The sequence below is a fragment of the Bifidobacterium asteroides genome, assembly GCF_048001765.1.
Classification (GTDB): domain Bacteria; phylum Actinomycetota; class Actinomycetes; order Actinomycetales; family Bifidobacteriaceae; genus Bombiscardovia; species Bombiscardovia asteroides_K.
This window is the reverse complement of sequence record NZ_CP181447.1, coordinates 834,628-854,736: the sequence shown is the minus strand read 5'-3', so window position 1 is coordinate 854,736 and position 20,109 is coordinate 834,628. Positions and strand designations below refer to the sequence as shown.

16 protein-coding genes and 1 other RNA gene are annotated in these 20,109 nt (G+C 63.2%); 4 read left to right on the top strand and 13 right to left on the bottom strand.

All coding sequences use genetic code 11. The features are described from left to right. Window positions 1-6: 6 nt before the first annotated feature. The 3 genes from ACNAOV_RS03215 to ACNAOV_RS03205 all read right to left on the bottom strand — a co-directional run bounded on the left by ACNAOV_RS03215 (window position 7) and on the right by ACNAOV_RS03205 (window position 4,631). On the bottom strand, window positions 7-2,355 hold the full coding sequence (locus tag ACNAOV_RS03215; protein ID WP_416517935.1) for a DNA gyrase/topoisomerase IV subunit B: 2,349 nt from the start codon (window positions 2,353-2,355) through the stop codon (window positions 7-9). Window positions 2,356-2,484: 129 nt separating this feature from the next. After that, window positions 2,485-3,909: an RNA polymerase sigma factor gene (locus tag ACNAOV_RS03210; protein WP_375537543.1), complete on the bottom strand. Its 1,425-nt coding sequence runs from the start codon at window positions 3,907-3,909 to the stop codon at window positions 2,485-2,487. Window positions 3,910-4,022: 113 nt separating this feature from the next. Further along, a complete protein-coding gene (locus ACNAOV_RS03205; RefSeq protein ID WP_416517934.1) occupies window positions 4,023-4,631 on the bottom strand; it encodes a DUF4192 domain-containing protein in 609 nt (202 codons plus the stop codon). A 191-nt stretch (window positions 4,632-4,822) separates the two neighbouring features. On the opposite strand from ACNAOV_RS03205, the gene ACNAOV_RS03200 reads away from it, so the two are divergent. Together ACNAOV_RS03200 and ACNAOV_RS03195 are read left to right on the top strand one after the other, a co-directional pair. Then, window positions 4,823-6,058, top strand: coding sequence for a polyprenyl synthetase family protein (locus ACNAOV_RS03200; protein WP_416517933.1), 1,236 nt, complete (start codon window positions 4,823-4,825; stop codon window positions 6,056-6,058). Next, the gene (locus ACNAOV_RS03195; protein WP_416517932.1) at window positions 6,051-8,279 is read left to right on the top strand and encodes a protein kinase domain-containing protein; all 2,229 of its coding nucleotides are present in this window, start codon (window positions 6,051-6,053) and stop codon (window positions 8,277-8,279) included. Before ACNAOV_RS03200 ends, ACNAOV_RS03195 begins: the two co-directional genes overlap by 8 nt. 17 nt (window positions 8,280-8,296) lie before the next feature. On the opposite strand, the gene ACNAOV_RS03190 is transcribed toward ACNAOV_RS03195, so the two are convergent. Beyond that, a complete protein-coding gene (locus tag ACNAOV_RS03190) occupies window positions 8,297-8,992 on the bottom strand; it encodes a lysophospholipid acyltransferase family protein (protein ID WP_198206440.1) in 696 nt (231 codons plus the stop codon). Between the two features lie 48 nt (window positions 8,993-9,040). Here ACNAOV_RS03190 and ACNAOV_RS03185 point away from each other — a divergent pair, with 48 nt between their 5' ends. Beyond that, window positions 9,041-9,586, top strand: a complete 546-nt coding sequence (locus tag ACNAOV_RS03185; RefSeq protein ID WP_416517931.1) for a hypothetical protein — start codon at window positions 9,041-9,043, stop codon at window positions 9,584-9,586. A gap of 96 nt (window positions 9,587-9,682) precedes the next feature. Here ACNAOV_RS03185 and trpD read toward each other — a convergent pair whose 3' ends face one another. The 3 genes from trpD to hpf all read right to left on the bottom strand — a co-directional run bounded on the left by trpD (window position 9,683) and on the right by hpf (window position 14,854). Beyond that, the gene (gene trpD, locus ACNAOV_RS03180) at window positions 9,683-10,783 is read right to left on the bottom strand and encodes an anthranilate phosphoribosyltransferase (RefSeq protein WP_339346631.1); all 1,101 of its coding nucleotides are present in this window, start codon (window positions 10,781-10,783) and stop codon (window positions 9,683-9,685) included. A 248-nt stretch (window positions 10,784-11,031) separates the two neighbouring features. Next, window positions 11,032-13,953: a preprotein translocase subunit SecA gene (gene secA / locus ACNAOV_RS03175; RefSeq protein ID WP_416517930.1), complete on the bottom strand. Its 2,922-nt coding sequence runs from the start codon at window positions 13,951-13,953 to the stop codon at window positions 11,032-11,034. 226 nt (window positions 13,954-14,179) lie between these two features. Then, complete coding sequence (gene hpf / locus ACNAOV_RS03170) at window positions 14,180-14,854, bottom strand: ribosome hibernation-promoting factor, HPF/YfiA family (RefSeq protein ID WP_416517929.1); 675 nt, start codon at window positions 14,852-14,854, stop codon at window positions 14,180-14,182. Between the two features lie 177 nt (window positions 14,855-15,031). Here hpf and rnpB point away from each other — a divergent pair. Beyond that, an RNA gene (gene rnpB, locus ACNAOV_RS03165) (RNase P RNA component class A) lies at window positions 15,032-15,409 on the top strand. Between the two features lie 36 nt (window positions 15,410-15,445). Here rnpB and ACNAOV_RS03160 read toward each other — a convergent pair. The 6 genes from ACNAOV_RS03160 to pgsA form a co-directional block, all read right to left on the bottom strand. Then, the gene (locus ACNAOV_RS03160; protein WP_416517928.1) at window positions 15,446-16,213 is read right to left on the bottom strand and encodes a regulatory protein RecX; all 768 of its coding nucleotides are present in this window, start codon (window positions 16,211-16,213) and stop codon (window positions 15,446-15,448) included. Between the two features lie 151 nt (window positions 16,214-16,364). Next, on the bottom strand, window positions 16,365-17,519 hold the full coding sequence (gene recA / locus ACNAOV_RS03155) for a recombinase RecA (RefSeq protein WP_416517927.1): 1,155 nt from the start codon (window positions 17,517-17,519) through the stop codon (window positions 16,365-16,367). A gap of 228 nt (window positions 17,520-17,747) precedes the next feature. Further along, on the bottom strand, window positions 17,748-17,981 hold the full coding sequence (locus tag ACNAOV_RS03150) for a DUF3046 domain-containing protein (RefSeq protein WP_015021655.1): 234 nt from the start codon (window positions 17,979-17,981) through the stop codon (window positions 17,748-17,750). Window positions 17,982-18,126: 145 nt separating this feature from the next. Continuing rightward, a complete protein-coding gene (locus tag ACNAOV_RS03145) occupies window positions 18,127-18,645 on the bottom strand; it encodes a helix-turn-helix domain-containing protein (protein WP_373637637.1) in 519 nt (172 codons plus the stop codon). Between the two features lie 270 nt (window positions 18,646-18,915). Then, window positions 18,916-19,485 carry a CinA family protein gene (locus tag ACNAOV_RS03140; RefSeq protein ID WP_416517926.1) on the bottom strand — a complete coding sequence of 190 codons (570 nt, stop codon included), beginning with the start codon at window positions 19,483-19,485 and terminating at the stop codon, window positions 18,916-18,918. Next, window positions 19,482-20,087 carry a CDP-diacylglycerol--glycerol-3-phosphate 3-phosphatidyltransferase gene (gene pgsA / locus ACNAOV_RS03135; protein ID WP_416517925.1) on the bottom strand — a complete coding sequence of 202 codons (606 nt, stop codon included), beginning with the start codon at window positions 20,085-20,087 and terminating at the stop codon, window positions 19,482-19,484. Before pgsA ends, ACNAOV_RS03140 begins: the two co-directional genes overlap by 4 nt. Between the last annotated feature and the right edge of the window lie 22 nt (window positions 20,088-20,109).

The window sequence follows — 20,109 nt, the reverse complement described above, 5'->3', positions numbered from 1 at the left end:
GGTCGATCAGGTGTCGATCTTGCTGCGATCGAAGTCGTCCGCATTGTCCACGATGAACTGCTTGCGGGGCGGCACGTCGTCGCCCATGAGCAGGGGGAAGATGCCGGCCGCCTGAGCGGCATCCTCCATGCGGATGCGGCGCAGCATGCGGGTCCTGGGATCCATGGTGGTGTCAGCCAGCTGGTCGGCGTCCATCTCGCCCAGACCCTTGTACCGCTGCACATCGGGATTGTAGTCGATGTGCTTGGCCTGCAGGTCGGCCAGTTTGCCCTCCAGCTCATCATCCGAATAGGTGTAGATGAACTTCCCCTTGTTCTTGCCCGCCAGGGCGATTCTGTGCAGGGGCGGCACGGCGGCGTAGACCCGCCCGTTCTCAATCAGGGGCCGCATGTAGCGGTAGAAGAGGGTCAGCAACAGGATGCGGATGTGGGCGCCGTCAACATCGGCATCGGTCATCATGATGACCTTGTTGTAGCGGGCCTGGTCGATGTCGAAGCTGGCTCCCGAGCCGGCGCCGACCACCTGGATGATGGAGGCGCACTCCTTGTTGGTCAGCATCTGGGACAGGGAGGCCTTCTGCACGTTGAGTATCTTGCCGCGGATGGGCAGCAGAGCCTGGAACATGGAGTTTCTGGCGGCCTTGGCCGTACCCAGGGCGGAGTCGCCCTCGACGATGAACAGCTCGGCGATGTCGTCGTTGCCGGGCATGGAGTCCGAGAGCTTGGAGGGCATGGAGGCAGATTCCAGAGCGTTCTTGCGCCTGGTGACCTCCTTGGTCTTGCGCGCCTGGACGCGGGCGTGCATCTCGCCCACGATCTTTTCCAGCACCTGGCCGGACTGCTCCTTGAAGCCACGCTTGGAACCGCTGATCATCTGGCCGAACTGGTCGTCGGTCATCCGGCTGACGATTGGCTTGACCTGGGCTGTGCCCAGCACGTCCTTGGTCTGGCCCTGGAACTGCGGCTCAGCGATGCGCACCGTGACCACGGCCACCAGACCGGCCAGGACATCGTCGCGCTCCACCTTGGTGTGGGAGTCCTTGAGGTTGACCTTAAGGCGGCGGGCGTTGGCCTCCACGGCCTTGCGCACCTGGCGGGTCATGGCGTTCATGAACCCGTCCACGTGCATGCCTCCGCCAGGCGTCTCCACCACATTGACGAAGCTGCGGACGACTGAATCGTAATCGTTGACCCAGCGCAGGGCGATATCCACCCCGCAGACACGTTCCACCTGCTCGGCGTGCAGCTCGCCGTCGGGGCCCACCCGCTGGGTCTCCTCCTGGTAGGTGTCCTGGCCGCTGATCCGCCAGATGTCGCTGACCGGCTCGCCCTTGGACAGGAAGTCAACAAAGTCCTTCACCCCGCCGGTGTGCAGGAATTCCTCCACACGCTGATGGCCGGACTCGTCCTCCGGCTTCAGCATGGCCCGGTCAGCCTGCTCTGTGGCCGAAAGGTCGGTATCATCAGCCTGTGCGCCTTCGGCACGTTCGTCTCCGGCATCTTCTTCCGAAGAGTCGCCGCTGACAGACGATTCAAGAAGGTTCCCTTGAACGTCCTGATCATCCTGTTCCGCAGCAGACTCGCCATCGACCTCCAGGCGCAGGTTCTGTTCGGCGCTTCCTGTTGCGGGGATGCGCTCGTCGATCACGGTGATCTTGAGGCCGGGCACCAGGAAACTGGTCTGGCGCACCCGGTCGATCAGCTGGGCGTAGCTGAACCGGGCCGTGGGGTTGAAGATTTCCGGGTCGGCCCAGTAGCGCACCCTGGTCCCGGTCCGGGACTTGGGCACGCTGCCCACTACTTCCAGGGGTGTAGGCCGGTTTTTCCTGGTGCGCTTGAAGGGCGAGTCAGGCGAGGGTCGCTCCGGATCAGGGTCCTGGTAGATGCCGGGATGACCCTGGTGGAAGCGCATCCGGTGGGTCTTGCCATCCCTGTCCACCTCCACGTCCAGTCGGGAGCTCAGGGCGTTGACCACCGAAGAGCCCACGCCGTGCAGGCCGCCCACGGCCGTGTAGGAGGAGTTGCCGAACTTGGCACCGGCGTGAAGCTTGGTCAGGACCACCTCCACGCCGGTCAGCCCGGTTCGAGGCTCAATATCGACGGGGATGCCTCGGCCGTTGTCGTCCACCTCGATGGAGCCGTCCTTGTGCAGAATGACCTTGATGTGGTCGCACTGGCCGGCTAGGGCCTCGTCCACGGCGTTGTCGATGATCTCCCAAAGGCAGTGCATGAGCCCCTGGCTGTCCGTGGTCCCGATGTACATGCCTGGACGTTTGCGCACTGCGTCCAGGCCATCCAGGACCGTCAGACTGCCGGCACCATAGGACTTTCCCTTTTCAGGCTTTTTCGCCACCATTTACCTCGCCGTTCACCTCTTGGCGCCCAGGGGACACGGGTCCTCGCATGGGCGGTCGCTTACGCACCGATGACCATTTCTAGCAAGGAGGCCTCGACAGCATCCGGACCTCCCCGCCGGGCGCAGAGGTCACTGATCCAGGAAGTCACGCAGGGTCTGCGAGCGCGAAGGATGCCGCAGCTTGGACATGGTCTTGGACTCGATCTGGCGGATGCGCTCACGGGTGACCCCGTATACGCGGCCGATGTCGTCCAGGGTCTTGGGCTGCCCATCCTCCAGGCCGTAACGCATCTTGATGACGCCGGCCTCGCGGGGGCTCAGGGTCTCAAGCACCTGCTGGAACTGCTCCTGCAGCAGGGAGAAGGCCACAGCATCCGAGGGGGCGATGGCGTCGGTGTCCTCGATCAGATCGCCGAACTCCGAGTCACCGTCCTCGCCCAGAGGGGTATGCAGGGAGATGGGCTCGCGCCCGTACTTCTGGACCTCCTGGACCTTCTCGACGGGCATGTCCAGCTCACGGGCCAGCTCGTCGGGGGTGGGCTCGCGACCCAGGTCCTGCAGCATCTGACGCTGGACGCGGGAGAGCTTGTTGATGACCTCGACCATGTGAACGGGCACACGGATGGTGCGGGCCTGGTCGGCCATGGCACGGGTGATGGCCTGACGAATCCACCAGGTGGCGTAGGTGGAGAACTTGTAGCCCTTGGTGTAGTCGAACTTCTCCACCGCACGGATCAGACCCAGGTTACCTTCCTGGATCAGGTCCAGGAAGAGCATGCCCCTGCCGGTGTATCGCTTGGCCAGGGAGACCACCAGTCGCAGGTTGGCCTCCAGCAGATGGTCCTTGGCCTTCTTCCCGTCGTTGGCGGCCCACTTGAGCTCGCGGCGGCGCTTGAAGTCCATGCCCTCGCCTTCGGTGTCCAGCAGATGCTGGGCATAGAGGCCGGCCTCGATACGCTCGGAGAGGTCCACCTCCTGTTCGGCGTTCAGCAGGCTGACGCGGCCGATCTGCTTGAGGTAGTCCTTGACGGGATCGGCAGTGGCGCCGGCGGTGACCACACGACGCTTGGGGTTGCCTGAGGGAGTGACATTCTCATCGTCATCGGAATCGTCGACGACGAAGGCGCCCTTGACCTTGGCGGCGAGGGCATGGGCGGCCTTGCGGTCCTCCTCGGCCTCATCCTCGACCTGGTGGGCCTCGTCCTCCTCCTGATCGTCCTCGTCGGGCTCGTCCTCCAGCTGATCCTCGCTCTTGTCCAGCTGGTCGTCGTCCTCCTGGTCCTCGAGCAGGTCCTCGTCGGGCTCCTGCTCCTCCGGCTGCAGGATGGGCTCCTCTTCGACCTTCTTCTTGGTCTTGGAGGCCGGGCGACGGTTGGTCTTGGCCGTCGAAGTGCTGGCAGTGGCGGTCTTGCGGGCTGCGGTCTTGCGGGACGCCTTGCTGCTGCTGGTCTTGGACCTGGTGGCGGTCTTGGTCTTGCCGGCGGTTGAACTGGTCCGGCCCTTCCCGGTATCCACTGCGGCTGTCTTGGCTGACTTGGTGTCCTTCGTGGCCAAATTCTCCTCCTGGATCATCCCACCCGCCGACACTGCTTTCAAGGCACAGCTATGGCAAGGTCAAATCTTAGACTCACTAAGTGAACCACCCCAGGGGGACGATTATTCCCGATTCAGCCCGATTGCCTCCAGGCCGGTTCGATGCCGCGGCCGATCAAAGCCAGGACGATGGCGGCCAGACTGCATGAGCGGTCGTCGGAAAGAGCTTCCTCGGCGAACCCGGATGCCCGGGATCCCCCATTCCACCAGTCGACGTAGGCCGCGACCGCCAGGGGCTGGGACCGAAACCCCGGCGGAACCTGATCAGCTATGGCTTGAAGCATGGCCAGCCCGGCCCGGCAACGCGGATGGTCCGGCCGCGTGGCAGGGTCCTTGAAGACCGCATCCAGAATGTTGCAGAGCACCGTCACATTGGACGCATCGTTGGGACGCACACACAGGTCCAGCAGCCGGTCAGCATGCAGACCAGGCTCAGGCGCCAGGATTGACAGAATCAGCCCGTCGCGTATGGCCAGGGTTTCCTTGATGGCCACAGCCAGACGGTCCGCCGAGTCGGAGTCCAGAGGCGGGTGCCCCTGCTGCTGCCCCCTCAAGCCGGCAGTCCAGTCTGTCAAGGGTTGCTGGAGCCATCGCCTGTCAGCATCTTCCACGCCCCATCGTCGTCGACCCTCTCGATAGTTCTCCACCAGTTTCGTCATGCCGTGTTCATATGAATCGTTCATGCCGTCATCGCCTCCCATCCGCTCCCGGTCTGTGGTCCGGGGAGCCTGGGCACCATCCTGAACCAGTTGGAACCGTTAGGAAGGCCACAGCCGATCATGTGGTCAAGTGGGGTCATCCATCCACCATGGTCCTTGCAGCCATGGGCCTTGCAGCCTGCCTGCTGGGCAGATATGCGGATAGGCTCTAAGACATGAAGAGCGTGACTGCAGCACGGGTCGAACAACGCATGGAGGAACTGCTCCGGAGCCAATGCGACCACCTGACTGCTCCAGAGCCCGGACCGGACCATCCCCTGGATCAGAACCCCTCACAGGGGGCTTTGCAGGAGGTCATCCACCAGGCAATCGAGGCAGGCCGTGGCGGCAAACGACTGCGCGCCCTCCTGCTCTGCGATGTCTGGCGGGCTCTGGAATCCGAGCAGAATCCGGACCGTGAACAGGCGGCAGTGGACCTTGCCTGCGCCTTGGAGGTCTATCAGACCAGCGCCCTGGTCCACGACGACATCATCGACGGCTCCCCCCGTCGTCGGGGCCGTCCTGCCGCCCATCTGGCCCTGAGCCGGTCGGCCGCCGGAAACGATCCAAGCGACCGGCTCCCCGCAGGCCCCGATGCCCGTGGCACCGGCCTGGGCATCCTCCTTGGCGACCTGCTGGCATCACTGAGCACAACCATGGCCCTCCAGGCGGCTGCCGACCTGCCTCAGGAATCGGCCGTCGGCAGAGCCTTTCAAGCCATGCAGACGGCCGTGGTCACCGGCCAGATCCTGGACATGGGTATGGAAGAGGCTTCCCTGGACGATCCGGAACGCCTGCGCAGTCAGGCCCTGCACACCATGGCCTGGAAGACCGCCTCCTACACCACCATGGCCCCCCTGGCCCTGGGCCTGCTGGCTGCCGGAGCAGACCTGGAAGAGCACAAAGAGTCAGTGCGCACCTTGGGCCTGGATCTGGGTCTGGCCTTCCAACTGGCGGACGATCTGCTGGATGTGACAGGCGACGACCGCCGCACCGGCAAACCCGTGGGCGGCGACATCCGTGAGGGCAAGCGAACCGTCCTCCTGGCCGACACCCTGGCCATGGCCGGCCCTGGTCAGGCCAAGGAGGTCCGCCGACTCTACAATTCACCGACCGAACGCCGCAAGGACGCCCAGGTGAATATGGTCCGTGACCTGATGCGCTCCTGCGGGGCCGTGGAAGCCAGTCGTCGACGCATTGCCGGTCTGTCCTCCCGAGCCCAGGCCCGAGCCCAGGCCCTGGCCGATGATCTGCATCTGTCGACAGAGGGACGAACCGTCTTCCTCAAGGCCTGCAGACGCTTCCTGCCGCTTGCCACCACCGCCGGGTATCATGAACGTGTATCTTCCATTGATGCCGAGGCCGGTCAGGCCTCCGAGGTACAGAGGGCCGGACAAGACGAGCATGAGTGAAGCGGACGAGAGGACCAGCGACCGGATCATAGACGGGCGCTACCGCATTCTGCGCGAGATTGCGCAAGGTGGCATGGCCACGGTCTACGAGGCCCTGGACCTGCGGCTGTCCAGGCATGTGGCGGTCAAGATCATGCACACCATGCTGGCCCAGGGACCGCACAGGGCCCAGTTCGAGGAGCGTTTCCGCCGGGAGGCCAGGTCGGCGGCCGCCATCGCCAACCCCCACATCGTCCAGGTCTACGACACCGGCGTCGATCAGGGGCTGGACTACCTGGTCATGGAGTATGTCCACGGCATCAGCCTGCGGCGGGACATGGCCCGGCAGGGCGTCTATCCCCTGAAGGAGACCCTGCGGATCGTGGGCGAAATACTGGACGGCCTGGCCTCCGCCCACCGAGCCGGCGTCATCCACCGCGACATCAAGCCGGAAAACATCCTCATCAACGATCGCGGCCACGTGGAGATCACCGACTTCGGCCTGGCCCGCGCCGCCGCCCAGGCCACCCTGTCCTCCACGGGCATGCTCATGGGCACGGCCGCCTACCTGGCCCCCGAAACCATCGAGAACAATGAGGCCTCCCCCCAGAGCGACCTCTATGCCGTGGGCATCATCGCCTACGAGATGCTGACCGGCACGGTCCCCTTCGCCAGCGACAATCCGGTGACCATCGTCTTCAAGCACGTCCACGAGGACGTCCCCTCCCTGGCCAGCATCTGCCCGGGAATCGACCCATCCGTGGCCGCACTGGTCTCCGGGCTGACCGACCGCTCACCGGAAAACCGCCCGGACGACGCAGGCAAGGCCCTGGAGAGCCTGAGGAAGGTGGTCAGGGGACTGGACCGGCAGGCCATGGACTACGTGCTGCCTGCAACAGCCACAGCGACCGCGGCAGCCGCAGCCAGCGGACAGCCCGGGTCCGCCAACCCTGAGATGACCGAACCGCCAAGGCAGGCAGCCACGGCACCCAGCGACGATTCCGAAGACGCAGCCACACAGACCATTGCTGCAGCAAGCGACCCGGAGGATTCGGACACGGTCCTGAATGTGCCCGCCCCGCCCGAAACCGATGCGGACGCAGCGACCAGGCGCTATCGGCTCAACGACGTGGACACCCCCTCCCGGGCCGAAACCACAACCGTCCTGCAGCCTCAGGACCGGGCAGCATCCCCCGCCGATGCAAACGTCGTCCCGACTTCCGCCCAGACCATGCAGCAAGGCGCCGAGACGGCCAGACCCAAGCACCGGCATAGGGGCCTGATCATCGCGCTGGTGGTTCTGCTGATGCTGGCCCTGGCAGGAGGCGGCGGTGGCGCCTGGTGGTACTACCTGGGTCCGGGCAGCTATGTCGCCCTTCCCAAGCCGGATGACATCTCCTGCCCCGAGAATCAGGAGTGCAAGGTCATCGGCGCCGACTACGCCAGGTACGCCAGCACACTCAAGGTCGCAGGCATCGATGTCGACACCGACTACGACTTCAGCGACCAGGTGCCCAAAGGGGCCATCATGGCCGCGGATCCCGATACCGTCGGAGCCCATATCAGCAAGCGGGGCGGCAGCCTCAGCCTGACCGTCTCCAAGGGGATTCGCCAGGCCACAGTGCCCAAGGACATCCTCATGCCGGACACCTCCAACGGCAAGGACCCCCTGCAAGCCCTGAAGGCGGCCGGGTTCGACCGAGTCGACCATGACTCCTCCAAGGACCAGTACTCCATGGATATTCCCGAGGGAGCGGCGATTTCGGTGGAACCGGCCCCGGGAACCAGGACCCGGCATGATACCAAGGTCAGTCTGGTCCTGTCCAAGGGTCGGATGCCGGTGGCCATGCCCGACATCATCGGCAAGGCCAGAGATGATGCCAAGGCGGCCTTGGAAGCCCTCCGGCTCAAGGTCAACTACAGCGAGGACTGGTCAGACACGGTGCCCCGCAACCAGGTGATCTCCGCCTCCCACCAGGCCCAGGAACAGCTGCACTGGGGCGATGCGGTCAACGTGGTGGTCTCCAAGGGGCCGCAATTCATCAGCATGCCCGACGTGAAGGGCAAGAGCCAGGATGAGGCCACACAGATCCTGCAGGGATACGGGCTCAAGGTCAACATCTCCGCGCCACTGGGCAATCTGACCCACACGGTGCGAATCCAGGACCCCAACCCCGGCACCCAGGTCAAGGTGGTCAATGATGACGGTTCGCCGGCCGTCGTGACCCTGACTGTGGTCTGACCGCCCTGTCTCTGCGGTCAGTCGTCAGGCAGCTCTTCCTTGTTTTCATGCGCCTTGATGACCTGGGCATACACATCCACGTAGCGCTGCCCGCTCATCTCCTGAATCTCCTGCATGATGCGGTCGGTCAGGTTGCGGATCTCCTCGTGGGTGAGGCTGTTGACCGGCACGTAGGGCACGGTGATGGGCTTGCCGAAGATGACCTTGGTCCTGCCCTTATGCGGAAGCACATGGCCGGGCTCCTGAAGCTGCCGGGTGCCGATGATGGCGGTGGGCACCACTGTCGTTCCGGTCTCGAAGGCCAGCCGCGCCGCCCCGGTGTGTCCACGGTAAAGTCTGCCGTCCGGGCTGCGTGTGCCCTCCGGATGGATGCCGAAGATATGCCCGTGTTCAAGGATGGAGCGTGCCGTTTCCATGGCTCCCAGCGACTTGGAGCCGCCCGACCTATCGACGGGGAAGACTCCGACCGAGCTGAACCACCACTTCTTGAACTTGCCCTTTATCCCCTTGCCGTTGAAGTATTCGGCCTTGCCCATGAAGTGGATCATCCTGGGGCAGGTGATGGGCAGAAGGGCGTCGTCGATGACGGCCAGATGGTTGGAGGCGATGATGGCAGCCCCCTGCTTGGGAATGTTCCCCGTGCCTTCAACGGTCGGTTTGAACCAGGTACGCGCCAACGGACCGAGCAGTTTGACGAAGAACCAGTACAGCACAGAGACTCCTTGGTAGCGAATGCGTGCGGCCGAGGTTACGATGGTTCTATGACCGAGCACAAGCATAACGACGCCGGGAATCAGTATAACAGCGAGGCGGGAACCGGGCCCTCACAGGGGGACGAGGAGTGGGCGGACTTTCTGAATTCGCACGCTGACGAGCTGGGTTCCCTGGAATCGTCCAGGACGGCCAAGGAGTTCGAAAAGAAGGCCCGAAAGTCCGAGAAGAAGGCGGCGCTGAGGGCCGAGGACCTGAAGCGCGACTCCTTCGTCGGCGGCTCCGGGCCGCGCGATTTCCAAGGCAGCAGCTGGCTGGACACCGACGAGGTCATGGACCAGTCGTCGAACTTTGTGCCGCCCAACCCCGATCTGAGCGACCTGGGCAGAAGGCATGCGGCCTTCATGATCATGACGATGCTGGGCCTGATCTGCTTCTTCCTGACCATATTGATCCCCCGCTGGTCCGGCTTGACCGGCCTGCTGGCGGGACTGCTCCTGCTGATAGGCATCGCAGGACTGATTATCGACCGGAAGAACTTCCGCGACGATTCAAGCGGGCTCTTCGATGACGACGAACGGCACTACCGGCGATAATGCCGAGTGCCGCCATATCTAGGCCACCAATACGTTCGGACCCCACTGGCAGAAACATCAGCCAGCGGGGTCCAAGCAGGTTTGGCAGCCGCGAACCTAGACCAGGACCGGACGGCGTGTCCGTTCCTCTTGCCGGCAGCGGGACTGCGCTTCCTGGGCTCCGTGGATCCAGGCTGCCAGCAGGTCGGCCGCCCTCCCCTGGTCCACAACCTGGGTAGCCAGTTGGTAGGCCTGGGCAAACCGGACGCTCAGGTCGGCCTCGGGACCGGCATCGATCTGTGTGCCGTCGGCCACGATGGCCGAGGCCGCATTGAGCAGGGCCGTGGAACGCGAAGGAACCGACTTGCCGGCCAGGAAGTCCCTGACGACGCTGGCGTTGAAGGCGGGATCGCCACCGCGTAGGTCTTCCGGATTGACCGGGTCGAGACCCAGTTCGCGAGTCGGGTCGAAGGTTCGCTCCTCCACCTTGCCCTGGTGGATCTCCCAGATGGAGACCGGGCCGGTGGGGGCCATCTCGTCAAGGCCTTCGACCGAGGTGTAGACCATGCCCTCCTGACCGCGAGAGGCATAGACCTGGGCCATCATGGGGCTCAGTTGGCGCTGGGCGCATCCTATGGCCACATAGCGCGGGTTGACCGGGTTGGTCAGAGGTCCCAGCAGGTTGAAGACGGTCGGAATGCCCAGCGACGAGCGGACAGGCCCAGCAAACCGCATGGCGGGGTGGAAGGTCTTGGCGAAGACGAAGGTGATGCCGTAGCGATCCTCCATGGCAGCCACCTCCTTGGGCGGCAGATCCAGGGGAAGACCCAGCTGTTCCAGACAGTCGGCAGTGCCGCTCTTGCTGGATGCGGCCCGGTTGCCGTGCTTGACGATCCTGACCCCCGCAGCCGCAGCCACGATGGCACCCATGGTAGACAGGTTGACCGTCGCTGCCCCATCGCCGCCGGTGCCGACGATGTCGGTCACGTCGCCGCTGACCTTCAGCGGCACCGCATGGCCCACCATGGCCTTGGCAGCCCCCTCGACCTCCGGGCTGGTCAGTCCCAGGGCGGACTGCATGGACAGGGCGGCTCCCACCTGGACAGGGTCGGCATGCCCGTCCATCAAATCGTTCATGCACCACTCGGCCTCATCCGCGCTCAGGTGCCGACCGGACACCAAGGAGTTCAGGACGGATTTCCAGCTAAGTGGCCGCATGATGACTCTTTTCCTTTGAAGAAGCGGGGCTGGATGCCCCGCTGTTTGCTCTAGGTTTACTGCCCTGCCCCTCCCCTGCACAAGGCAATCCCATATTCTGGTCACTTTGCTACCAATATATGAAAGTAAGCAATCCAATATATGGAAACGGCCACCGCCCTTATGAGCGATGGCCGTCAGTCAGATCGGCAACCCTAAATGTATCGGCAACCTTATCTGCAGAAGCCGCTAGTGATTATGCGAACCTGTCATTTCTTCTCGTTCTGGCCGTGGCACATCTTGTACTTGCGTCCGGAACCACAGGGGCAGGGGGCGTTGCGGGGCGTGCCCGGGAAGGTGCGGCCATCAGACCAAGGCGAGTGATCCTCTACGGCCTTGGGCCTCTTGTTGGCAGGGACCTTGCCCTCGGCATGGCTGATAGGGGCAGGCCCGACCGGGGCCGGAGCACCCTCGTCAGCGGCATCCTCAGAGGCATCCTCCTCTGAATCCTCCTGGATGCTGCCAGCCGGAGCACCCTCGTCATGTTCCTCGGCAATCTCGTCGATATCGGTGGTCTCGTCCTCGGCATCAGGCTCTTCAGGCGCCTGGTAGTTGACCGGCTGGGACTGGCTCTCCTCGTTCTCCTTGCGCTCCTCGCGGGCCCTCCGCTCGTTCTCCTGGCTGGCCGCGATCTGCTTGAGGTCCACGTTGAAGAGCAGCTGCACGGTCTGCTCCTTGATGGCGTCGATCATGGAGTTGTACATCTGGTAGCCCTCGCGCTGGTACTCGACCAGGGGGTCACGCTGACCCATGCCGCGCAGGCCGATGCCGTCCTTCAGGTAGTCCATCTCGTAGAGGTGCTCACGCCACTTGCTGTCCAGGACGGAGAGGACCACCTGGCGCTCCAGCTGCCTGGAGCCCTTCTCGCCCAGCTCGTCCTCACGCTGCTGGTAGATGGAATCGGCATCCTCCACCAACTTGTCCGCCAGAGCCTTGACGGCCTTGTCACCCTTCAGACCCTCCAGGGAGTCCATGGTCTCATCCTGGTCAAGACTGACCGGGTAGACGGAGGCCAGCGCCTTCCAAAGCCCGTCGGCATCCCAGTCCTCGGGCTTGTCCGAGCCCTTCTGTGCACCCCGGATGTATGAGGTGATGGTCTCGCTGATGAAGCGGAGAATGTCCTCGTGGATGTCCTCGCCCTTGAGCACCGCCTGACGCTCGCCATAGATGACCTGACGCTGCTTGTTCATCACATCGTCGTACTTCAACACGTTCTTGCGGATCTCGTAGTTGCGGGATTCCACGGACTTCTGTGCGTTGCGCACACCCTTGGAGACGCTCTTTTTGTCGATGGGCTGACCCTCGGGCAGGCTCTTGGACATGAGCTGAGCCACCATCCCGGTATTGAACAGGCGCATCAGATCGTCTTCCAGGCTCAGGTAGAACCTGGACTCGCCAGGATCGCCCTGACGGCCTGAGCGGCCGCGCAGCTGGTTGTCGATACGGCGGGACTCGTGCCGCTCGGTGCCCAGTACGTACAGGCCGCCCAGCTTGACGACCTCCTCATGCTCGTCCTTGACCTGCTCCTTGACGGAGTCCAGCATCTTGGGCCAGCGCTTCTCATACTCCTCAGGAGTGTCGTCGGAGGAGTAACCCTGCTCCTTGAGCTTCTGATCGGCAAGGAATTCCACGTTTCCGCCCAGCATTATGTCGGTGCCACGCCCCGCCATGTTGGTGGCCACGGTCACAGCCCCCTTGCGCCCTGCCACGGCCACGACCGCAGCCTCGCGCGCATGCTGCTTGGCGTTGAGGACCTGATGGTCGATGCCGGCCACGTCCAGCAGGGAGGAGACCACCTCGGAGGACTCCACGGATGCGGTGCCCAGCAGGATGGGCTGGCCCTTGGCATGCCGCTTGGCCACATCGCGGACGATGGCGGTCAGCTTCTCCTTCTTGGTGCGGTAAATCAGATCCGGCTGATCCTTGCGGATCATGGGCTTGTTGGTGGGGATGGGCAGCACGCCCAGCTTGTAGGTGTTCATGAACTCGGCGGCCTCGGTCTCGGCCGTTCCGGTCATGCCCGCCAGCTTGTCGTACATGCGGAAGTAGTTCTGCAGGGTGATGGTGGCGAAGGTCTGGTTCTCGGCCTTGACCTCCACGCCCTCCTTGGCCTCGATGGCCTGGTGGAGGCCCTCGTTGTAGCGGCGGCCCTTGAGCAGACGGCCTGTATGCTCGTCCACAATCAGGACCTCACCGTTCTGGACCACGTAGTCGCGGTCGCGCAGGAAGAGCTCCTTGGCCTTGATGGCGTTGTTCAGGTACCCGATCAGGGCGGTGTTGGCGGGCTCGTAGAGGTTGTCGATGCCCAGGTAGTCCTCCACCTTGGTGATGCCGGGGTCCAGTATGCCGACGACCTTCTTCTTCTCGTCGACCTCGTAGTCCTCATCCCTGGTGAGCTTGGGGACCAGCTTGGCGAACTGCCGGTACCATCGGGTCACATCGCCCTCGGCGGGTCCGGAGATGATCAGAGGAGTTCGAGCCTCGTCGATCAGGATGGAGTCCACCTCGTCCACGATGGCGAAATGGTGGCCGCGCTGGACCAGCTCGTCCTTGTCCCAGGCCATGTTGTCACGCAGGTAGTCGAAGCCGAATTCGTTGTTGGTGCCGTAGGTGATGTCCGCCTGGTACTGCTTGCGGCGCTCGGCGGGACGCTGGTCGGTGATGATGCAACCCACGCTCATGCCCAGGAAGCGGAAGATGCGCCCCATGAGCTCGCTCTGGTAGGAGGCCAGGTAGTCGTTGACCGTGACCACGTGCACGCCCTTGCCTTCCAAGGCATTCAGATAGCTGGGCAGGGTGGCCACCAGGGTCTTGCCCTCGCCGGTCTTCATCTCGGCGATGTTGCCCCAGTGCAGGGCCGCTCCGCCCATCAGCTGGACATCGAAGTGCCGCTGGCCCAGGGTGCGCTTGGAAACCTCGCGAACCGTGGCGAAGGCTTCGGGCATCAGGGAATCGAGGGATTCGCCGTTCTCAAGTCGCTGCTTGAACTTTGGCGTCTGACCCTTGAGCTCCTCGTCGCTCATGGCCGAGATCTGATCCTCGAAGGCGTTGGTCGCCTTGGCCACCCCCTGAAGCTTGCGAATCTGACGACCCTCGCCCATACGGAGGACCTTGTCCAAGACTGCTACCACGTTGCGCTCCCTACCGTTCTTTTATGGCCTTCGCACGCCCTCAGCTGACGTAGGCCCAGACCTTGATTATCTTACGCGAATGCACCGATTTTCTCGAAACCGATGGTTCCACAAACCCGGCTGCGGCCTCGGCAACCAGGTCGGTCATTGAAGAAGGGCAATTCTCCGGAGGCCGGGCCAACCTGCCGCCGGGGAATCGCCCCACAGTTCAGTATCCGTTTTGCGCTTACTTCTTCTGGCCTACATGCTCAGGCGTATCGATCTCGAAGACGCCATAGCTCCAACCGTGCCGACGGTAGACCACTGACGGCCGCTGGGTCTCCTTGTTGACGAAGAGGAAGAAGTCGTGGCCGATCAGCTCCATCTCGTAGAGGGCCTCGTCGATGCTCATTGGCTCGGCGATGTGCAGCTTGCGGCGAATGACGATGGGGGTGTCGCCCACCTGTACTTCGACCGACTGGCCCGGCGCCAGGTCCGAAGCCACGGCGCTCTGGGCGCTGTTGTCTGGGTTGGACTCCTGGCCCTGATCGCCCTCATCGCCTGTCTGGTCATCCACGGGCAGATCGGCGGGCAGGGGCGGATGCTCCAGTCCGCGGCGGTGGTCCTTGCGGCGGTCACGGACCCGACGCAGACGCTGGGTCAGCTTGTCCAAGGCCATGTCCAGCGCACTGAACTCGTCGGCGCTGGAGGCCTCGGCGCGGATCACGGTCTTGCCGGCCTGGACCGTGAGCTCCACCCTCTTGGCGCTGTCAGCCTGGCGGGGATTGCCTTCATGTGTCAGAACGACCTGGATGCGCTGTGCATCGGGCGCGATGGCCGTCACCCTGTTCATCTTGCTGTCCACGACATCGCGGAGCCGCTGCTTGATTTGGGTATGTCGACCGGTAATGACGATCTCCATGGGAATCTCCTTGCACTTGTGAGCGGACGAGCCGCTGGTGCGATGGCGGACTTGGTCACCATCGACTGTGCTTCCGATTGTATCCGAAGAGCAGGGCTGACTCACTGATTGAGCTTGAGGCCAGAGCGGAATCCTGACCGCTGGTCCGGTCGTTCAGTTCCGCTATGCTGTATCCCCGAGACCTCTCGGATGGCCGCGGCCCCTCCTCCTGGAAAGGGCTGAGGAACTTCCGGGCTCCACAGAGCACGATGGCGGATAACGTCCGCCCAGGGTGACCTGAGAGATAGCGCAACAGAGAACAGACCGCTCGCCTTGTTAAGGCGGGCAAGGGTGAAACGGCGGTGTAAGAGACCACCGGATCGACGGTAACGCCGACCGCATGGCAAGCCTCATCGGGAGCAAGGCCAAGCAGAAGGCATTCAGGGGCTGCTCGTCCCGCCTTCGGGTAGGCCGCTAGAGCCTGGCGGCAACGTCAGGTCGAGATGGATGGCCATCCGTCGTCCGGATTCCGATCCGGTCGATGACAGAACCCGGGGTATATGAGAGGTCTCATCTTCTCTTTTACTGCGTGGTGCCTTAGCAGCAATCAACTCAATCGAGAGGGTCGTCAGAGACGAAAAGGTCTGCCGCCACCTGGTTAAGGAGGCCGGGAGAGTGGCCCTTGCGGGATCCAGCACTCCAGAATCGCCGTTTTCGGACTTTGAGATCCAGCCCGGCAGTCTTTCGGGCCACCTTGCGGCCGAGCTCGTAGGCGGAGTCAACAAAGAGTCCCTCGCGAGAGGCCTGGGCCACCACCTGCGCAGCCAGTCCCGGATCCAGACCCTTGCGGGTCATCTCCAAGAGCACGCCCCGCTCCCCCATGGTGCGATGCAGGCAGGAACGCAGAAGATCCTGGGCATAGGCCCGGTCATCCAAAAGGCCCAGCTTGGTCAGCCTGTCGATCACCTGATCGACTACGTTCGTATCAAAACCCTTGTCGACCAAACGGCGGGCCAGAGCCCCGCTAGAACGGGCTGCCGCATCCAGCAGGGTCAGGGCAGCTTCCCTGCAAGCATCCGCGTCATCGGCATCTGCTCGCGGGGCTGCAGGCGCGGAACCGCAGCCAAAACCTCCGGCACGTGGGCGACGGCCACGATGACGGGTCTTTCTATCGGAACCAGGGACAGAACGGCGGCCATGGGAATGGCGACCTGCCAGGGATTCATCACCCATATCAGCATTGGCAGAACTGTCTGCATCTTCCAGACTGCCTCCGAACCTGGCGCCATGCCCCAGACCCAAGACAGCAGCCTGCACTGGGCTGCTGTCCTCCTTGAAGCTGTCATCCTTCTGCTCGGGAGCAGAATCAAGGACTGACACCGACTCTGCTGGAGCAGGCGTACCCGCAGAGTCTACCTGGCATCTGTCCGACCGAGAATTCTTCGACCCTGTGCTGGAGTCGGCAGAATCTTCGGCCTGAGCCAGTCGGACAGGATTTTCCTTGAGGAAGTCCTCGGCCGAGATCATCGGGTCATGCAGCCTGGGCCGTAGGCACAGTACCGTTGACGTCGACAGGAGCCGAGTCGTCTTCCTTACTGCCCTGGTCAGCATCAGCCTGATCGGCCTTGTCGTCCTCGGAGGGAGCAGGGATAAGGCCGAAGGCAACCTTGACCTTATCCTCGATCTCCTTGGTCAGGCCGGGATTGTCCTTGAGGAACTGACGGACGTTCTCCCTGCCCTGACCCAGCTGATCGCCCTCGTAGGTGAACCAGGAGCCCGACTTCTTGACGATGTTGGTCTGCAGGGCCATGTCCAGAACCGAACCCTCCTTGGAGATGCCCTCCCCGTAGAGAATGTCGAATTCGGCCACCTTGAAGGGCGGGGCCATCTTGTTCTTGACCACCTTGACCTTGGTGCGGTTGCCCACTGCCTCGTCGCCGTTCTTCAGGGTCTGGATGCGGCGGATATCCAGGCGGACCGAAGCATAGAACTTCAGGGCCTTGCCACCGGTGGTGGTCTCCGGGCTGCCAAAGAAGACGCCGATCTTCTCCCTGAGCTGGTTGATGAAGATGGCCGTGGTGTTGGCCTGGGACAGGGCACCGGTCATCTTGCGCAGAGCCTGGCTCATCAGACGAGCTTGCAGACCCACGTGGCTGTCGCCCATATCGCCCTCGATCTCGGCCTTGGGCACCAGGGCAGCCACCGAGTCAATGACGATGACATCCAGGGCGCCCGACCGGATCAGCATATCGGCGATCTCCAGCGCCTGCTCGCCGTTGTCCGGCTGGGAGACAATCAAAGAGTCCGTATCCACACCCAGCTTCTTGGCATACTCAGGATCCAGAGCATGCTCGGCATCGATGAAGGCAGCCACTCCACCGCCGGCCTGCGCATTGGCCACTGCGTGCAGAGCCAGGGTGGTCTTGCCCGATGATTCCGGACCATAGATCTCGACGATGCGGCCGCGGGGCAGTCCGCCGATGCCCAGGGCCATGTCCAAGGCCAGGGAACCGGTGGGAATGACCTCTACATCCTGGGCAGGCTTGTCGCCCAGCCGCATGGCCGAACCCTTGCCGAAGCTCTTCTCCACCTGCGCGAGGGCCGTGTTCAAGGCTGCCTGGCGGCGGGGGTCGATCCCGCCTTCTTCTTCCTTCTTCGCCTTGCCACTGTTGCTCTGACGTGCCATATGGCTCTCCTTCTTAGTAACCGACCTCACGATGACGACATCCTGATTGACGACCTCACGATTGACAGCCTATCCGCCGTCGGAACCCGTCTGCGGTCCCGGCGCCCGATGTGGTCGAACGTGCCGGCGGTCACCGGACCATGGGTATCAGTATACCCGCCCATGCGAACAAATGTTCGAAAATCGCCTGGAATGGGAAATAAATTCGCGGAGGATAAAACCCGCCGATCAGGCTGCCGGCATGGGCGGCGCATTGTGGTCTTTTCCCCAGCGTCGGGAGTCGGGAATCTCCATCTGATCGCACAGCACGTTCCAGACCACACGCGGCTCCACGCCCGCATCCAGTGCCTCTATTACGGTCATGGCATCCAAGGCGGTCAGTCTTTGGTCACGGGCCAGACTGCGTCCGTAGACCCGGCCGAAGACCTCCTCCAGCAGTTGCCAGAATTCCCGTTCACGCACCCGACATCACCTTTCGTCCAAGACCCACCCTGTCACGCTCCTTCTACCGTAGCAACCGACAGTCAGCAGAAGAGGGCGCCTGGTTCCTCAGAACCGGACGCCCTCCAGGGCGGTCCGCCGGGTCGACCGGCTGGACCTGACATGCTTACTCCTGAGTGGACTCCAGGTAGTCCGCCACCATCCGCAGGGTCTGCGGCACACCCAGGCCCAGTGCGTCGGCGATGGAGCTCAGCAGCTCGGAGCTGGCCTCCTTCTGGCCGCGCTCCACTTCGGACAGGTAACCCAGGGACACACCCGCCTTCTCGCTGACCTCACGCAGGGTCTTGTGATCGTTGGTCCTCAGCTCGCGCAGCACGTGGCCCAGGGCCTCGCGCAGGGAGACGGTGTGGGTGACGGCCCGGCCGTCGTTGGTGGAGGCTGCCCGCTGACGGCTGGCTTCCATGCCGTCCTCCTCCATCCACATCTTGTTCAGGTTGGCCTGGCGCTCCTCCTTGGCCTTCTTGGCGGCCTTGGCACGAATCACCTGCTGCTGGGCGAAGACGACGGCACGACGCTGGGCGGGTGTCAGATCACGAACCCGCGCATTGCGCTCCACTCCGGGTGCGGCCGGCTTGACATCATAGGTATCGTTGGTTCGAGTCATCACGGTCTCGGTGCTGGCCATAGCAGCCCCTTTCGCCATTATCGTGTTCAATTTCTTACACATTGACCAACAGACGAGCCGGTAGATTATTCCAGGGGAGGAACCGAAAAGGCCTGCTTTGTGACCAAGGTCACGTATACGAAAGCAAGGAATCCGGAGGTAGGGGGAATGGCTCAATACTGATATGCTCTTGCTTAGGCCTGATGGGTACAACAGACCCTGCAAGCGCAAAGCCCTGCATCGACTTGCAGAAGCTGTAAAACCGTAAAAGCGACCTACCGTATCAGGCCGTCAGCCGCGCGAATGCAGGGCCCGATCCAGCTGGTCCAGAATCCGCATGACCGTGCCCCGACGCACCTGCTCACGGTCGCCGTCCAGATGCAGCTCGTATGCATAGGTGCGGTAGGCGTGGGACTGAAGGCCGGTCTCTATACGTCGACCCAACACACGAACAGGCAGGGCCAGACCGATGTAGACCAGCCCGGCAGGATCATCCCCGTCAGGGCCTGGACCGGCCACACCGGTAGTGGCCATGCCTATGACCGTATCCTCGTGCGCCGGCCTGGTGTAGAGCCTGGCCGTGCCCTCAGCCATCTCCTGGGCGACCCGTGGATGAACCGCACCCTGGGTGGCTAGCAGGTCCTGGTCCACCTTGAGAATGGCGGCCTTGGCGGCGATGTCGTAGGTGACGGCCGATCCGAGGAAGACGTCTGACGCCCCGGGAATCCTGACGAAGGCATCGGCCAGCAGTCCCCCGGTCAGCGATTCGGCAGCGGCCAGCAGCAGGCCCGAATCACGACAGGTGTCGATGATCCGTCCAGCCAGGTCGTCGCAACGGCCCTGCACACTCTTGCCGATCATCGCCGCATCCCTATCACGTATTCAGCTCCCGAGTAAAGGCAGAGGGCCAGGGCCACAAGGATGACCACACGGGTGGCCACCAGGTACCAGGGCCAGACCGGCGACAGGGGCACCATCAGCATGCCCAGGCCGATGCATTCAAACAAGGTCTTATACTTGCCGGCCCGGGATGCGGCGATGACCCGTCCCTGCTTGTTGATGACCAGGACCCGCAGCAGGGTGATGCCCAGTTCCCGCACCAGGAAGAGCAGGGTGACCCACCACCAGAGCTCGCCGAAGACGGAGGCCACGATCAGCGCCGAGCAGATCAGCAGCTTGTCGGCGATGGGATCCATGAGTTTGCCCAGCTCGGTCACCTGGTTGTACCGGCGGGCCAGCCACCCGTCCAGCTTGTCGGTCGAAGCGGCGAGGATGAAGAGCACGGCGGCGGTCCACCGCATGCCAGGCCTGCGCTCGCCCCAGGGACCGGCCATCAGATCCAGGACGATGAAGACCAGGACCAGGAGGATACGGGTGTAGGTGACCAGGTTTGGGGGTGAATTCCATCCTTCGAGAAGCCTGCGCCTCTCACGACCGGTCTCTGACTCGGCATGCTCCTGCATTGCCACTCCTTATACGCGATAC

What these genes read in the sequence shown, in the direction of transcription:
- ACNAOV_RS03215 (WP_416517935.1), bottom strand. Translation starts at nt 2,355, where the DNA reads ATGGTGGCGAAAAAGCCTGAAAAGGGAAAGTCCTATGGTGCCGGCAGT.
- ACNAOV_RS03205 (WP_416517934.1), bottom strand. Translation starts at nt 4,631, where the DNA reads ATGAACGATTCATATGAACACGGCATGACGAAACTGGTGGAGAACTAT.
- ACNAOV_RS03200 (WP_416517933.1), top strand. Translation starts at nt 4,823, where the DNA reads ATGAAGAGCGTGACTGCAGCACGGGTCGAACAACGCATGGAGGAACTG.
- ACNAOV_RS03195 (WP_416517932.1), top strand. Translation starts at nt 6,051, where the DNA reads ATGAGTGAAGCGGACGAGAGGACCAGCGACCGGATCATAGACGGGCGC.
- ACNAOV_RS03185 (WP_416517931.1), top strand. Translation starts at nt 9,041, where the DNA reads ATGACCGAGCACAAGCATAACGACGCCGGGAATCAGTATAACAGCGAG.
- trpD (WP_339346631.1), bottom strand. Translation starts at nt 10,783, where the DNA reads ATGCGGCCACTTAGCTGGAAATCCGTCCTGAACTCCTTGGTGTCCGGT.
- hpf (WP_416517929.1), bottom strand. Translation starts at nt 14,854, where the DNA reads ATGGAGATCGTCATTACCGGTCGACATACCCAAATCAAGCAGCGGCTC.
- recA (WP_416517927.1), bottom strand. Translation starts at nt 17,519, where the DNA reads ATGGCACGTCAGAGCAACAGTGGCAAGGCGAAGAAGGAAGAAGAAGGC.
- ACNAOV_RS03145 (WP_373637637.1), bottom strand. Translation starts at nt 18,645, where the DNA reads ATGGCCAGCACCGAGACCGTGATGACTCGAACCAACGATACCTATGAT.
- ACNAOV_RS03140 (WP_416517926.1), bottom strand. Translation starts at nt 19,485, where the DNA reads ATGATCGGCAAGAGTGTGCAGGGCCGTTGCGACGACCTGGCTGGACGG.
- pgsA (WP_416517925.1), bottom strand. Translation starts at nt 20,087, where the DNA reads ATGCAGGAGCATGCCGAGTCAGAGACCGGTCGTGAGAGGCGCAGGCTT.